The sequence below is a fragment of the Sphingobium sp. Leaf26 genome, assembly GCF_001421665.1.
In the GTDB taxonomy this organism is placed as follows: Bacteria; Pseudomonadota; Alphaproteobacteria; order Sphingomonadales; family Sphingomonadaceae; genus Sphingobium.
Genome location: NZ_LMKV01000023.1, coordinates 288,540 through 300,825 on the forward strand (window position 1 = coordinate 288,540; position 12,286 = coordinate 300,825).

At 65.5% G+C, this 12,286-nt stretch carries 17 protein-coding genes; 3 read left to right on the plus strand and 14 right to left on the minus strand.

Features of this window, described 5'->3' with window-relative positions:
* Nucleotide 1 precedes the first annotated feature (1 nt).
* The 8 genes from ASE85_RS15275 to ASE85_RS15300 form a co-directional block, all read right to left on the minus strand.
* Nucleotides 2–280 carry a phage fiber-tail adaptor protein gene (locus tag ASE85_RS15275; RefSeq protein WP_056690054.1) on the minus strand — a complete coding sequence of 93 codons (279 nt, stop codon included), beginning with the start codon at nucleotides 278–280 and terminating at the stop codon, nucleotides 2–4.
* A complete protein-coding gene (locus tag ASE85_RS23565) occupies nucleotides 277–444 on the minus strand; it encodes a hypothetical protein (protein ID WP_200928371.1) in 168 nt (55 codons plus the stop codon). The genes ASE85_RS15275 and ASE85_RS23565 overlap by 4 nt, the downstream gene beginning before the upstream one ends.
* Nucleotides 431–1,882, minus strand: a complete 1,452-nt coding sequence (locus tag ASE85_RS15280; RefSeq protein ID WP_156358364.1) for a tail fiber domain-containing protein — start codon at nucleotides 1,880–1,882, stop codon at nucleotides 431–433. The genes ASE85_RS23565 and ASE85_RS15280 overlap by 14 nt, the downstream gene beginning before the upstream one ends.
* A gap of 142 nt (nucleotides 1,883–2,024) precedes the next feature.
* Entirely contained in the window at nucleotides 2,025–3,152 is a 1,128-nt protein-coding gene (locus ASE85_RS15285) for a phage major capsid protein (RefSeq protein WP_056690060.1), read from the minus strand.
* 105 nt (nucleotides 3,153–3,257) lie between these two features.
* Nucleotides 3,258–3,764, minus strand: a complete 507-nt coding sequence (locus ASE85_RS15290) for a DUF2335 domain-containing protein (protein ID WP_156358365.1) — start codon at nucleotides 3,762–3,764, stop codon at nucleotides 3,258–3,260.
* Entirely contained in the window at nucleotides 3,757–3,966 is a 210-nt protein-coding gene (locus ASE85_RS23120; protein ID WP_156358366.1) for a hypothetical protein, read from the minus strand. The genes ASE85_RS15290 and ASE85_RS23120 overlap by 8 nt, the downstream gene beginning before the upstream one ends.
* A 141-nt stretch (nucleotides 3,967–4,107) precedes the next feature.
* Nucleotides 4,108–4,509 (minus strand): HK97 family phage prohead protease, encoded by a 402-nt coding sequence (locus tag ASE85_RS15295; protein ID WP_056690066.1) that lies wholly within the window; start codon nucleotides 4,507–4,509, stop codon nucleotides 4,108–4,110.
* Between the two features lie 2 nt (nucleotides 4,510–4,511).
* Nucleotides 4,512–4,820, minus strand: coding sequence for a DUF6127 family protein (locus ASE85_RS15300; RefSeq protein WP_056690069.1), 309 nt, complete (start codon nucleotides 4,818–4,820; stop codon nucleotides 4,512–4,514).
* Nucleotides 4,821–4,939: 119 nt separating this feature from the next.
* Between ASE85_RS15300 and ASE85_RS15305 the strand changes: the two genes are divergently transcribed.
* Together ASE85_RS15305 and ASE85_RS23570 are read left to right on the plus strand one after the other, a co-directional pair.
* A complete protein-coding gene (locus ASE85_RS15305) occupies nucleotides 4,940–5,119 on the plus strand; it encodes a hypothetical protein (protein WP_056690072.1) in 180 nt (59 codons plus the stop codon).
* 17 nt (nucleotides 5,120–5,136) lie between these two features.
* Complete coding sequence (locus ASE85_RS23570; RefSeq protein WP_200928372.1) at nucleotides 5,137–5,277, plus strand: hypothetical protein; 141 nt, start codon at nucleotides 5,137–5,139, stop codon at nucleotides 5,275–5,277.
* Between the two features lie 99 nt (nucleotides 5,278–5,376).
* Here the strand turns inward: ASE85_RS23570 and ASE85_RS15310 are convergent, their stop codons facing one another.
* The 6 genes from ASE85_RS15310 to ASE85_RS15335 form a co-directional block, all read right to left on the minus strand.
* Nucleotides 5,377–6,510 carry a phage portal protein gene (locus tag ASE85_RS15310; protein ID WP_056690075.1) on the minus strand — a complete coding sequence of 378 codons (1,134 nt, stop codon included), beginning with the start codon at nucleotides 6,508–6,510 and terminating at the stop codon, nucleotides 5,377–5,379.
* Nucleotides 6,511–6,618: 108 nt separating this feature from the next.
* Nucleotides 6,619–6,957: a hypothetical protein gene (locus tag ASE85_RS15315; RefSeq protein WP_056690265.1), complete on the minus strand. Its 339-nt coding sequence runs from the start codon at nucleotides 6,955–6,957 to the stop codon at nucleotides 6,619–6,621.
* A gap of 85 nt (nucleotides 6,958–7,042) precedes the next feature.
* Nucleotides 7,043–7,675, minus strand: coding sequence for an NAD(P)H-dependent oxidoreductase (locus ASE85_RS15320; protein ID WP_056690269.1), 633 nt, complete (start codon nucleotides 7,673–7,675; stop codon nucleotides 7,043–7,045).
* A 296-nt stretch (nucleotides 7,676–7,971) separates the two neighbouring features.
* On the minus strand, nucleotides 7,972–8,328 hold the full coding sequence (locus ASE85_RS15325) for a hypothetical protein (RefSeq protein WP_156358367.1): 357 nt from the start codon (nucleotides 8,326–8,328) through the stop codon (nucleotides 7,972–7,974).
* 64 nt (nucleotides 8,329–8,392) lie between these two features.
* Nucleotides 8,393–9,706 carry a DNA-packaging protein gene (locus tag ASE85_RS15330; RefSeq protein WP_056690081.1) on the minus strand — a complete coding sequence of 438 codons (1,314 nt, stop codon included), beginning with the start codon at nucleotides 9,704–9,706 and terminating at the stop codon, nucleotides 8,393–8,395.
* A gap of 121 nt (nucleotides 9,707–9,827) precedes the next feature.
* Entirely contained in the window at nucleotides 9,828–11,138 is a 1,311-nt protein-coding gene (locus ASE85_RS15335) for a M20/M25/M40 family metallo-hydrolase (protein WP_056690084.1), read from the minus strand.
* A gap of 169 nt (nucleotides 11,139–11,307) precedes the next feature.
* Between ASE85_RS15335 and ASE85_RS15340 the strand changes: the two genes are divergently transcribed.
* A complete protein-coding gene (locus ASE85_RS15340) occupies nucleotides 11,308–12,144 on the plus strand; it encodes a hypothetical protein (RefSeq protein ID WP_056690087.1) in 837 nt (278 codons plus the stop codon).
* Nucleotides 12,145–12,286: the final 142 nt, after the last annotated feature.

Consider the following 12,286-nt stretch of genomic DNA (forward strand, 5'->3'; position numbering starts at 1 on the left):
ATCAGCGCTCCTCCACCCGCATCGTCACCGACCGCTCGTCCACCTGCCCGTCGGACAGGGTGACGCGATTGGTCAGCCGATAGACGCGCCCGACATGGCCTCCGCTCAGCCGCGCACTGCTGCGCTGCGCCTCGAACGCGCTCGCCTCGACCACCAGCCCGCCATCCTCCTGCGGGCTGACCGTCCACAGGCTCGCGACCAGATCCTGCCCGGCCAGATAGGCCGACCAGTCGATCGCATGGTCCACCCGCGCCTGCGGGTCCTTGACATACAGGCTCATCGCACCTTGCTCCCCCCGTTCGCTTCAGGCGCCATCGCCCCGTCCCGCACGCACACCCGCGCATCCTGCCCCGGCCGCACGCCCCATCCCCATGGCCCGCGCCACAGGCCCGCCAGCCGCACCATACCCAGCGCCACCGCGCCGATCGCCTCACCCGCCAGCATGGCCGCCTCCCGCTTCCAGCAGCGCAAGTCGCGCTTCCAGCCGGGCGACAGCGCGCCGCTGCCACGCCGCCTCCAGCGCGAAACATTCGTCATAGCGCAGCCCCCACCGGTCGCCCGCCGCCCGCGCCGGCCGCAGCAATGCGCCATCCTCCGCCCGCTGCTCGGCTTGCGCGTCCCAGCTATCATGGCAGATCAGCCCCCATCGGACCGCCGCGCCCGCGCCCAGTCGCTGGTCGATCGCATCGCGCACCTGCTGCGCCACCAGCCCCATGTGCCAGCGCGCATCCTCGCCCTTCTCCGCCACCGCCGCGCCAAAGCGATAGCGCTGCCATTGCACCGCCCCCCAGGCGTCGATCAGCGCCGCGTCCGGTGGGCCGATGTCGCATTTGCTGCGCGCATCCGATGTGTTGATCGTGCCGCTGCCGGCATAGACGGTGGACCAGCGATAGGCCGCCGCACCCAGCGCATAGCCATTGTCGGCCGTCGGTTGCACCGCGCCGTAACATTCGGTCAGCCCATATTGCCACGCCATGAAGGTGGAAATGCTGGCCGATCCGTCGCGACAGCCCGACAGCGATATCTTCGTCTGCTTGTTGTTCGCGCCGGGCGTCGCGGATGTCAGCGTCGTGCGCATCCGCGACAATTCGGCAAAGCTGCCCGCCACCTGGCCGTAACAGGCCATGTCGGCGACCACCGCGCCGCTTTCCAGGTCGGCCGGGCTACCCTGCGTCCCCTGCGCCCGTTGCAGCCGCAGCGTCGCGCTGCTGCCGCCATGGGCCAGCGCGCGCAGCGACGCGCCGATGCCGTCGCCCCGCGCGGCGATGATCGCCGTCCCTTCGGTGCGATAGGCGGTGATCGTTTCGGCCGCGATCGGGGTGAAGGCGCTGCCCGGCGCATTGACGCTCAATGTCCCGCCGACGATCTGCGCCTCGCCGCTATTGGCCACCGCTCCCACATAGGCACGCGCGCCGCCGCCATCGGCGCGGGTCAGCAATCCGCGCCCATATCCGGTCGTCGCCAGCGCCGCGATCGCGCCCAGTTCGCCGCTCGCCGCCTGCTTGCCCGCCAGCGCCGTCGCCAGCCCGTCGATCGCCCCGATGCCATGGCCATGCGTCTCGACCCGCGCGACCCAGTCGGCATGCAGCGCCAGCCCGACATGCTTCTCGCCCGCCGCGAAATCCACCGCATCCCCGCCCGCCGACGACGCATGGGGCGTCCGCACCAGCCGCCCGCCCTCATCGATCATCCCGTGCCCCGCTTCCCACTGCCCCGGATCGGCCACGCCCTGAATGACATAGGGGAAGGTCGCGCCGGCACTCAGCGCCCCGGCAAAGCCGCGATAGCCCGGCAATGCCCCGCCCAGCACCAACGGCCCCGCCCCCGCATCGACACAGACCTCCCGCACAAGGTCCGCCACCGCCCAATCCGTAATCCCCACAGCCACCCCCTCGAAAACAAAAAAAGGGGGAGGCCCAAAAGCCTCCCCCAAAATCATCTCCCCATGGGGGAGAAGGATACGAAGCCTTGCCAGCTTGCTGGCTAGGCGCAGTTGGATGAGGGGGTAGCGCGCCCCCTCATCCTCAGGACGCCGCGAACTTCATCAGCTTGATCGCGTCCGAATTCGCCACCGCGCCGCCGATCCGCTTGACGGCATAGAAATGCACGAACGGCTTGTTGCTGAACGGATCGCGCAGGATGCTCGTCTCGCTGCGTTCGGCGATGACATAGCCGGCCTGGAAATTGCCGAAGGCGATCGACAGGCTGTTGGCCGCGATGTCCGGCATGTCCTCGGCCTCCACCACCGGATAGCCCAGCAGCGTCGCGGCCTGTCCGCCGGTCAGCCCCGGCTGCCAGATGAAGGCGCCGTCGGTCGTCTTCATCTTGCGGACCGCCGCCAGCGTGGCGCTATTCATGACGAAGCTCGCCCCCTGCCGGTATGGCGCGCGCAGGCTCTGGACCAGGTCGATGAGCTTGTCCTGCGGGTTGGACGCCGCAAAACCGCCCGCCGCACCCGCCGCCACATATTGCAGCGAACCGAACGCCCTGACGCTGTCCGCCTCGTTGGTGGTCGTATAGGTCAGGAAGCCCTTGGGCTTGTTCGTCCCATTGCCATTGACGAAGGCCGCACCCTCCGCGACCGCAAACTCGCGGGCGATCTCGCTCGCCAGCCAGCCCTCGACATCGAACTGCGCGTCATCCAGCATCGCCTGGCTCGCCGCCGGATTGGCGAACAATTCGCCCGACGGCGGCGCGATCTCGTTGAAGCTCGGCGTCCCCGTCTCGGCCCGCGCCCCGGTTTCGCTCGCCCATCCCGACACGATGCCGCCGGACGTCACCAGCTTGCGATACCCCGCCGTGCCGGTGCGCACGACATTGGCGATCGAGCGGATCGGCGAAATCGCCTTCAGCGTCGATCCGATGAGTTGGTCGATCTCGCGCGGCACCGCATAGCCGCCCGCCGCGCCGGAAGCCCCCGAAAAGCTCTTCAACTCCACGCCCGCCTCATGCCCCTGCCGCAGGTACCGATCGACAAAAACCGCCCGCGCCGGATCGACGCTGCCACCCTTCACCCCATCCAGCGCCGGTCGCTGTGCGGCAAGCAAAGCGCCTTTCAACGCCGCGACCTCGCTCTCCAATCCCTCGATCCGCTCCCCCTGCAACACCGCATCGAAGCTGGCTTCCAATGTGTCCATCACCTGATCCGTCATGCCCGTCTCCACAAAAAAGGGCGGCCCAAATGGACCGCCATACGAAAAAGGCGGCCCCGGATGGGACCGCCTTTGAACTCAGTTAAATAATTCAGATTTTCATGCTCAGCGCTTTCGTTTTACCGGCAACTTTTTGGATGTCGGCAAAGGTTTCTCGACTGGCTCAACATCAATTTTGATCTGAGTATAGCGTAAAAATGCTACCACTATCGCACCTACAGCGCCGATCACAGCAGCTGTAATCGGTTCACCAACAAATGCGCAATATGCGACCAATGAGCAAAGAAGGATAAGAGCGAAAATCGCTCCGAATTGCGCAACATAGCGGATACCATATTCATGAAATATGATCTTGTTTTCGCTGCCATGCCGATGGTCTTGCTCTTTTTCAGCCATCTTTAAAATTCGCTCAGCTGCTCCAGCATGGACTGCCTCATATTGAGCGTAGGTTTCTGGAGCAGGCAACGGGCCGCTGTGTACACGCCGCACCATCGTCGCGACAATTTGAACACCCAGATCTTTTTTGTCAGGCCTGAACAGGGGTTCGAGCGCCTCAACAGTGAGCCGCTCGTCCTCTTCTTCAATTTCCATTTTCACCGGAGGCTTAGTCACGATTTTCGTATTGCTTCATGGCTTTACGAAAATCGGCGCCGACAGCTTTCCAATCGCCTTCTATAGAACCAGATTGGAACCGAGGTGATTTCGGGAAAAGAGTAAAGCTAAACGATCCTTGCAGAATGTCATGCCTTAGCTTAGCCCGCTTTTTCAGCTTGGCTCTTTGGCCTTCAAGGAGGCTACGATCATGATAGGTCATGTTCATTCTCCTTCCTAGCGCACGCTGCAAATGGGGCATACATGGATAACTGTCAATGATTGACATCCTATTATAACTTGCTTGCCGGCGATTCGCTGCCAAAATCATGCAGCCTGCAAGGTATAAGCAGACCGATTCTACTCACCCCTCCACCGCCACCACCCGCGCCAGATCCTGCATCGGATGCGTCACCAGGCTGACCTCCACCAGTTCCAGCCGCAGCAAATCCCTCGGCCTTGCCCCGCGCGCCGCCTTCACCCGGTATCCGAACGACAACCCGTCCAACTCCCCCCGCGCCAAGGCCGCCGCCGCCTCGCGTCCCGCTGCCGTGCGCCGCGACACCCGGCCGATCACGCGCAGCCCGCGCCGGTCTTCCAGCGCCTTCTCCACCACGCCGATCACCTGCCCCGGCCCATGCTGCCACAGCAGCGGCACGCCCGCCGGGTCGATCGCGCCAAAGGCGCCCGCCCGCACCACGTCCCCGCCCCGGTCGACCCGGTCGAATATCGCCGCATAGCCGGCAAAGCGCACATCGCCTTCCATCCTCACCCCCGTACGAGGCCGACCAGCCCCACCTTCACCGCAATCCCCAGCAGGATCATCGCCATCGCGATCCGCACGATCCAGCCGATCACCGCGCCGCGCGCCGCCTTCTTCGCGTCGCGCCAGGCGGACAGCAATTCGCGCAATTCCCGCATGTCGCCCTCGGCCCGCCGATCCGCCAGCCCCAGACGCGCCAGCGCCCGCCCCGCGCCCAGATCGCTCGCCTCCTCGATCAGCGCGCGGACGGTCACGATGTCCATCGGCCGTCCCTCCGCCTGCGCCACCAGCCGCGCCAGCATCTCCTCTTTCATGTCACGCTCTCCCAAAAGCCGCCAAAAGCGGCACCCGCCCCTCTTTCTTCTCCGCGCCTTCCGCGCCTCTGCGCGAACCCATCTTTTCTAAAGGCGCGCACATCCCTATCTGCGCCCGCATGAAACGCGCCCCTCGCAAAGTCCTGATCATCCTCGCGCTGGTCATCCTCGCCGCCCTCGCCTGGCATTTCGGCCTGTTCCGGGCGGGCGACTGCATGGTGCAGGGCGGTAGCTGGAACTGGGACAATGGCTTTTGCCGCCTCGATTCCCTGCCCGCCCGCGCACCTGACGCGCCCTGAACGGCGCGCTGCCAGTCATGAAACGCCTTCTATTCACCACCATGCTGGTCGCGACCGCCATCGCCGTGTCCCTGTGGAACAGCGACTGGCTGGCGCAGGATCATTGCCTCGACAGCGGTGGTCGCTGGTCCGCCGCAAAGGCCGCCTGCGACCATTAGAGCGCGCTGCGTTGAATCCGACGCAGGTCGCGCGCTCTAGGTTTTTGTTTTCGCATCATTTTAAGCGAAAAACCGGTGCCCACTTTTTCGCACGATGCTCTAGGCGATACCCAGCATCGCCCTCTTCTCCTCCGCGCTCAGGAAATCCGCCGCCGCGACCCGCTCCCACAGCGCCGCGCGCTCGTCCGACAATGCCGGCACCGCGTCCAAATCTGCCTCGATCACCAGCCCCGGCCACCAGTCGTCCAGCCCCTGGGCCAGCGCCCCGCAGATCTTGGCGACCAGCGGCAGGATCGTCTGCCGCCACAGCGCCTTGTTCGCCTCGCGATAATTGGCATAGCTATTGTCGCCCGGCAGCCCCATCAGCATCGGCGGCACCCCGAACGCCAACGCAATCTCCCGCGCCGCCGCGCTTTTCAGCCCCACAAAATCCATCTCCGCCGGCGTCAGGCTCATCGCCTTCCAGCTCAGGCCACCCTCCAGCAGCATCGGCCGCCCCGCATTGGCCGCCCCGGCAAAGGCCAGTTCCATCTCCCGCTTGACCCGCTCGAACTGGTCGGGCGACAGCACCGATCCGTCGCCCGGATCATAGACCATCGCCCCGGAAGGCCGGGCCGCATTGTCCAGCAACGCCTTGTTCCACACGCTCGCCGCATTGTGGATCGCCACCGCGCCCGCCGCCGCACCGATACAGCCCAGCCCATAATGATCGTCCAGCGGATGCAGCGCCTTGATATGCAGCACGCCCGTCCGCCCCGCGCCATCCTGCGGCGACAGGCGCGTCACGCTCTCCCCCACCCGATAGAGATACGCCGCCGGCCACCCCCGCGCATCGGCCTCCACGCTCACCCGCTCAGGGCGCAACGCGAACAGCTCCGCCGGCTTCCCCTGCGTCCCGGCGATCACCTGCACATAGGCATTGCCGTGCAGCAGCAGATGGCAGGCCAAAGTCTCCACCAGCCCCTGCCCGGCCGAAGCCCGCCCGACCAGCGCGGCCACCGTCGCCACCGCCGCATCCTCAACGCCCCGCACCTTGATCGCGCAGGCCCCCGCCCCTTCGGACACCAGCCGCATCGCCCGCTGCGCCACCGCATTGCCCATCACGCCGGCGCGCAACTGCGCCTCATAACTGGCCGGCCACTCCCCCAGCGCCACGGCGCCCGATCCCCACGCCCGCGCCAACACCGGCCGCGCATCGTTCGATGCGGCCGCTTTCGTTCCGAACCATTTCATATGAGCACCCCCCAAAACGCAAAAACCCTCTCCCCGGCAAGGGAGAGGGTCCGTGAAAATCAGCAGCGCCAGCCGCTGACCCAAAACCGGAGAGGGGGCGTCCCCCCCCTATCTATTGCGCGCCAGCACCCGGTCGCACACGCTGTTCGTGCCTTCGCTCTTGCCGATCACCCGGCCCGCGACCGCACCTGCCGCGCCCGCCAGCAACGTCTCGCCCAGGCTCGCACCGGCCAGCACGCCGACACCCGCGCCACCGGCTGCACCGATCACCGTACCCTTGTCGCGACCCTTCTTGCCCTTGAGCAAACAGTAGCGCACATCGTCGCGATCACGCGGCGCCGCGCGCGCCACCCGCGCCCGGTCCTTGCTGTTCAGGCTCGCCGCCATCACCGGTCCCGCCATCAGCGAAAGACCCACGACAGCCGCACAGATACTGGCCATCCTCATCATATTTGCTCCGTTAAATCATGATGGAGCGAAAACGACCCGCCCCGCCGGCCGGTTCCCCAAGCCGACGGGGCCATCCGCAATGTCAGTCCATCCGCGATATGAACTGCTCCACCGGCCGCCGCACCTTCTTCAGGTTCACCAGCCAGTCGCCTTCCTCCGCGCGATAGCCGACCGGCATGATCGCCACGGAGCGCAACCCGCGCGCCCGCAAATCCAGAATCTCGTCCAGCGCCGCCGGATCGAACCCCTCCATCGGCGTCGCATCCACCTCTTCGAAGGCGGCGGCGGTCAGCGCGATGCCCAGCCCCACATAGGCCTGCCGCGCGGCATGTTCGAAATTGGTCTGCGCGTCGCGCTGCGGATAGCTGCCCAGCAGCATCTGGCGATAGGCTTCCCAGCCCTCATTTTTGAACCCGCGCTCGTCATTGACCAGGTCGAACATATGGTTGATCCGCTCTGGCGTATAATTGTCCCACGCGGCAAAGACGATCAGGTGCGACGCATCCGTCACCTGCTCCTGGTTCCAGGCGATCGGCTTGATCTTTTCGCGCACGTCCTTGCTGGTGACGACGATCAACTCGAACGGCTGCAACCCGCTCGACGTCGGCGCCAGCCGCACCGCCTCCAGGATGCGCTCCAATGTCTCTTCCGGCACCGCCTTGTCCGGGTTCATCTTCTTGGTGGCATAGCGCCAGTTCAAACGGTCGATCAGCATGCGATACCTCTTCATGACAGCGCGCCCGGCCTGAACCCGGCGCATGCCGCTATGATGTAGAGGCTTCGCCGCCGAAATAAAGGTATCGTTTAAAAACTGGAACTCCCGCCCCGACAATCCGGAAACGACCATCTCCCGTCACCTCGGACGTGATCCGGGGTCCCGCTTTTTCTGACGCTTGCGGAGACAGCAGGATGCCGGATCAAGCCCGGCATGCCGAAAGGGGCTATGGCGGTTAACGAGCATTCCCTACCATTCCCCTCTCGCTTGCGGGAGGGAGAAGACTGAAATCCACCCTAAACCGACTGAGGCTCGGATCTAGCGTCGCCCTTGGACGGAATAACCCATCCCAAAATTACCGGCACGCAGCCTATAATGGCCCCGCCAAGACTGACCGTCAGCAGATCGGACACATGCCAGGTTGGACCGATACCGAATGAAAGGATCATCAGCCCGACCCAGGCGCCAGAAAATCCACCATCGCGAAGGCGGCGGTAGGTGATGACGATCAGTAATGCCAATAGAGGCGCAGCGACGAGGAAGCTGAGCCAGTCAGCTACGCCAATCAAAACCCCCGCCAGCGCGAGGCAGGATGCCGCTATCAGCGCAATCGAGCCAAACCGATAACGCGATCGTTCGGAAAAAGTCGTCAAATTCCATCCCATGGCTTATCATATACCTGCTGGACCAACCCCAATCCACCCCCAATCCACCCCCTCACATCCCCCTGACCCGCGCCTCGCCCTTCTTCCCCAGCATCAGTTCCGTCATCGCCCACACCAGCGCGTCGGCCCGATCGGGCGAGCGCCCCGGCCCGACATAGCCGCCCCCCGCCAGAAGCCCGCACATCTGGTCCTCCATCTGCGGGAAAGCGCCGCGATGCGCCACCCGCCCGGCCTCGTACAGCGCCGCCACCGGCTCCGCCCGCGCCGACTTGCCCCGGCTCGCATGGACCAGCTTGAGCGGCAGCGCCTCCTCCGCCGCCAGCAGCACGCTCGCCACCATCGCCCCGCCATTATTGGCCTCGGCCACCACCCGGTCGGCGCCATGCACCAGCGCAGCAGCCGCCACCGCCCGCGCCCAGCCTTCGGGCGACTGCCCCGCCACGCTCGCGTCGGCGATCACATAGGCCCGGCCGTCGCCGCCGACACCGGCCACCACGATCCCGCACGCATCGCCGCCCGCCGAAGCCGGCGGATCGACCGCCACCACCACGCGCGTCAGCATCCCCGGCACATGCGCCACCCGGCACCGCTCGATCAGGTCGCGCGACCACAGCGCGCCCTCCACCTCCTCGATCAGTTCGCCGTCCAGTTCCTGCCGGCCCAGCCGGGTGCCGCCATAGCTGTCGGTCATCGCCGCGACGAAGCCCGGCGCCAGATTGCCCGCATTCTCCGCCGTCCGCCCCCGCGTCACCACGACATCGCCCCCGTCACGGGCTACCAGCCCGCGCACCAGCGGCACCGGTCGCGGCGTCGTCGTCGCCAGCACCTGCGGACAGGCGCCCAGCCGCAATCCCATCATCAGATTATGCCAGGCCGCCTCGCCGCTCGCCCATTTGGCGATCTCGTCGGCCCAGCCATGGCTGAACTGCGGTCCGCGCAAACTCTCCGGCTCGGCCGCGCCGTACAGTGTCGCCATCGCGCCATTGGGCCAGCGCAAAGTCCGCAGCGCCGGCGCATAAGACGGCCGGTTCCACCACGGCGCGATCGCCAGCAGACCGCTCGCCCCCTCCACCATCACGCTGCGCGTCTCGCCCAGCGTCGCCCCGACCAGCGCGATCCGCGCCGCCGGGTCCGCTTCCGCCACGGCGCGCACCCATTCCGCCCCGGCCCGCGTCTTGCCATAGCCGCGCCCGGCCATCATCAGCCAGATGCGCCACGCGCCCGCCGGCGGCAACTGCCCCCGTCGCGCCAGATAGCGCCACTCCTGCGCCAGCCGCTCCGCCGCCGGCAAGTCTTCCAGCAGGTCCAGCACCGCCCGGCCGGCCGCTTCCTCCGCGACCAGCCATTCCCTGCCCGAAATCTCCATCGCCCTCCCCCCCCCAAAAAAATTCGCGCAAAGGCGCCGGGATCGCACAGACGAAAAAAGGCCACCCAAAGGCGGCCTTCCTCTCAAATCTCTGCGCTTTCGGCGCCTCTGCGCGAACCGATTATTTCCGCGGCGCCATCCCGCCGAACGTCACCACACTCTCCGCCCCATCCTTCGCCACGGCCGCCACGCCGATGAAATGATCGTCCACCACGATATCCTTCAGCACCGTCTCGGTCGCGCCCGCGACCACCCGGCTGTCGCTCCAGTCCTGCGCATCGGCCCGCCGCCAATAGACCTTGTAGGCCGCCGCCCCCGGCACAGCGTCCCAGAACACCCGCGTATCCATCGACAGCGCCCCGTCCAGCGAGACGGTCGCCGGGGCCGCCGGCGCATCCGCCAACTGCCGCAGCGCCGTGACGTTAAGCGCCGTCACCTTCGCCAGATAGGGAAAGTCCATCCCCTCGACCGTATCGCCATAGACGCGGCCATTCTCGGTCCGCAAATCCTGATGCTGCCGGTCATAATTCTCGATCCCGACCGAAAAGCGCACCGCTGGAAACCCCAGTTCCAGGAAAGGCGAATGATCCCCGCCCCGTCCGAACCGGTCCAGCCGCCGCACCGCGAACACGTCCAGCCCGATCTGCGGATTGCCCTCCGCTATGCCGTCGATCTTCTTGGCCAGCGCACGCGATGGCCCGTCATCCTCGCCGCCGATCGCCCGGCGCGTCAGATTGGCCTTGGCATCCTCCGAAAAGCGGATGCCTTCGGAAAACACCCGCACCCGGTCCGCCACTTGTTGTCCATTCTGGCCCACCGTGTTGCCCACGATATCGTTGTTCAGCATCGCCCGCACCTGCCAGCCGCGCTTTTTCGCCGTCTCCGCCAGCAGCTTGGCGCCCCACAGCCCCTGCTCCTCGCCCGACAGTAGCGCATAGATGATCGTCCCGTCGAACTTTTCGCCCGCCAGCACCCGCGCCGCCTCGATCACCAGCGCCGTGCCCGACGCATTGTCGTTCGCGCCCGGCGCATCGTCGGTGATGTTCATCACATCGGTCACGCGGCTGTCGATATGCCCCGCCACGATCACCACTTGGCGTGGATCGCCCGTCCCCTTCTGGATCGCCAGCACATCGGCTACTTCGACACCGTTCGGCGCCCGCGGCCCGGTGAACGGCCCGGAAATCGTCTCCACGCTCAGGCACCCGCCGCACCCCTTGCTGATCTTCGCAAATTCATCCGCGCCCCATTTGCGCGCCGCGCCGATCCCCCGCTTCGGGTCGGTCGCCGAAGACAGCGTATGGCGCGTCCCGAACCCGACCAGTCTCTCCACCGTCGCCTTCAACCGCACAGGATCGGGCGCGCGCGTCTGCGCGGCGGCGGGTGTAACAGTCAGGGCGGATGCTGCGGCCAGCAGGATGATTTTTCTCATCCCCCCGGTCTACCGCCTGTCGCACATCTGTAAAGCACCCCCGTCCTTCTCGCGCCCGCAGCATAATCCCCAATATAGATCAAATATTTATCCCTTGACGACGCCCCCGCCACAAATGCACCAGAGCAAAACTCGGCTCCGGGGGGAGTTGAGTCTTTTGGGGGTTTACATGTTCAGAATGACTATTGCGGCTATGGCGCTTGCCATCGCCTCGCCTGCCTTTGCGGAAACATTGAGCGTGGATAGCGTGATCACATTGTCGCAAGCAGGCATTGGCGACGAAGCCGTAATAGCCAAGATCAAGACATCCGGCACCAAATTCGATCTGACGACGGATGAAATGCTCATGCTCAAGAGCAAGGGCGTCTCCGGGCCAGTCATCGCTGCGATGCTGAACAACAGTGCGACCACCGCCGCTCCGACCATGTCGATGGATTCATCCGATCCACTCGTTCCTCATCCGTCTGGGGTCTATCTCCTGTCCAGCACCGGCGCAGGCCGCAAGATGCAGCGTATTGATCCCACTATCACCAATCAGGCCAAAACTGGTGGCATCATTGGTTATGCCTTCACGGGCGGCATTGCGTCGATGAGCATCAAAGCTGCCATTCAGAACGAGGCCGCCCGCGTCCGCGCCCAACCCGGTCGCCCCAGCTTCTATTTCTTCTTCGACGAATCCAATCCTGACACTGCGCGCGCGAATACCGCTTGGGCAGCCGGCACAGCGGCGACCGTCTCTTCCCCAGCCGAGTTTACGCTGATCAAACTCATGAAGAAAGATGGCCGTCGAGAAGCGCGGGTCGGCAGCGCGAACATCGGCGGGGCAAAGACGGGCGTCATGGATAAGGATCGCCTTCCCTTCGACTATGAAATGGTCCGTCCGGGCGTCTTCAGAGTAACCCCTACGCAAGAGCTGGAAGCCGGTGAATATGGTTTCATCTACGCTCTTACACCCGGTGGATCATCCGGTGCCATGACTGCGCGTATCTTCGACTTCGGCATCTGACGCCTTCGCTGGAAATCAAGGCCAACTGATCGTCAGGCGCGCGGGCGGCGTCGACGGGGCTGGTACGCCCCTCGCGCCGCCGCCCGCGCCCGCCTGCCAGGATCGCCCTGAATCCATCCCGATGAACCCATTTCCGTTCCGG

Excerpts from the sequence above, each read along its gene's own strand:
- ASE85_RS23570 (WP_200928372.1), top strand. The coding sequence starts at position 5,137 with ATGAAACGCCTTCTATTCACCACCATGCTGGTCGCGACCGCCATCGCC.
- ASE85_RS15295 (WP_056690066.1), bottom strand. The coding sequence starts at position 4,509 with ATGGAAGGCGATGTGCGCTTTGCCGGCTATGCGGCGATATTCGACCGG.
- ASE85_RS15335 (WP_056690084.1), bottom strand. The coding sequence starts at position 11,138 with ATGAGAAAAATCATCCTGCTGGCCGCAGCATCCGCCCTGACTGTTACA.
- ASE85_RS15305 (WP_056690072.1), top strand. The coding sequence starts at position 4,940 with ATGAAACGCGCCCCTCGCAAAGTCCTGATCATCCTCGCGCTGGTCATC.
- ASE85_RS15275 (WP_056690054.1), bottom strand. The coding sequence starts at position 280 with ATGAGCCTGTATGTCAAGGACCCGCAGGCGCGGGTGGACCATGCGATC.
- ASE85_RS23565 (WP_200928371.1), bottom strand. The coding sequence starts at position 444 with ATGCTGGCGGGTGAGGCGATCGGCGCGGTGGCGCTGGGTATGGTGCGG.
- ASE85_RS15320 (WP_056690269.1), bottom strand. The coding sequence starts at position 7,675 with ATGCTGATCGACCGTTTGAACTGGCGCTATGCCACCAAGAAGATGAAC.
- ASE85_RS15330 (WP_056690081.1), bottom strand. The coding sequence starts at position 9,706 with ATGGAGATTTCGGGCAGGGAATGGCTGGTCGCGGAGGAAGCGGCCGGC.
- ASE85_RS15285 (WP_056690060.1), bottom strand. The coding sequence starts at position 3,152 with ATGACGGATCAGGTGATGGACACATTGGAAGCCAGCTTCGATGCGGTG.
- ASE85_RS15300 (WP_056690069.1), bottom strand. The coding sequence starts at position 4,820 with ATGAAAGAGGAGATGCTGGCGCGGCTGGTGGCGCAGGCGGAGGGACGG.
- ASE85_RS23120 (WP_156358366.1), bottom strand. The coding sequence starts at position 3,966 with ATGACCTATCATGATCGTAGCCTCCTTGAAGGCCAAAGAGCCAAGCTG.
- ASE85_RS15340 (WP_056690087.1), top strand. The coding sequence starts at position 11,308 with ATGTTCAGAATGACTATTGCGGCTATGGCGCTTGCCATCGCCTCGCCT.
- ASE85_RS15315 (WP_056690265.1), bottom strand. The coding sequence starts at position 6,957 with ATGAGGATGGCCAGTATCTGTGCGGCTGTCGTGGGTCTTTCGCTGATG.
- ASE85_RS15310 (WP_056690075.1), bottom strand. The coding sequence starts at position 6,510 with ATGAAATGGTTCGGAACGAAAGCGGCCGCATCGAACGATGCGCGGCCG.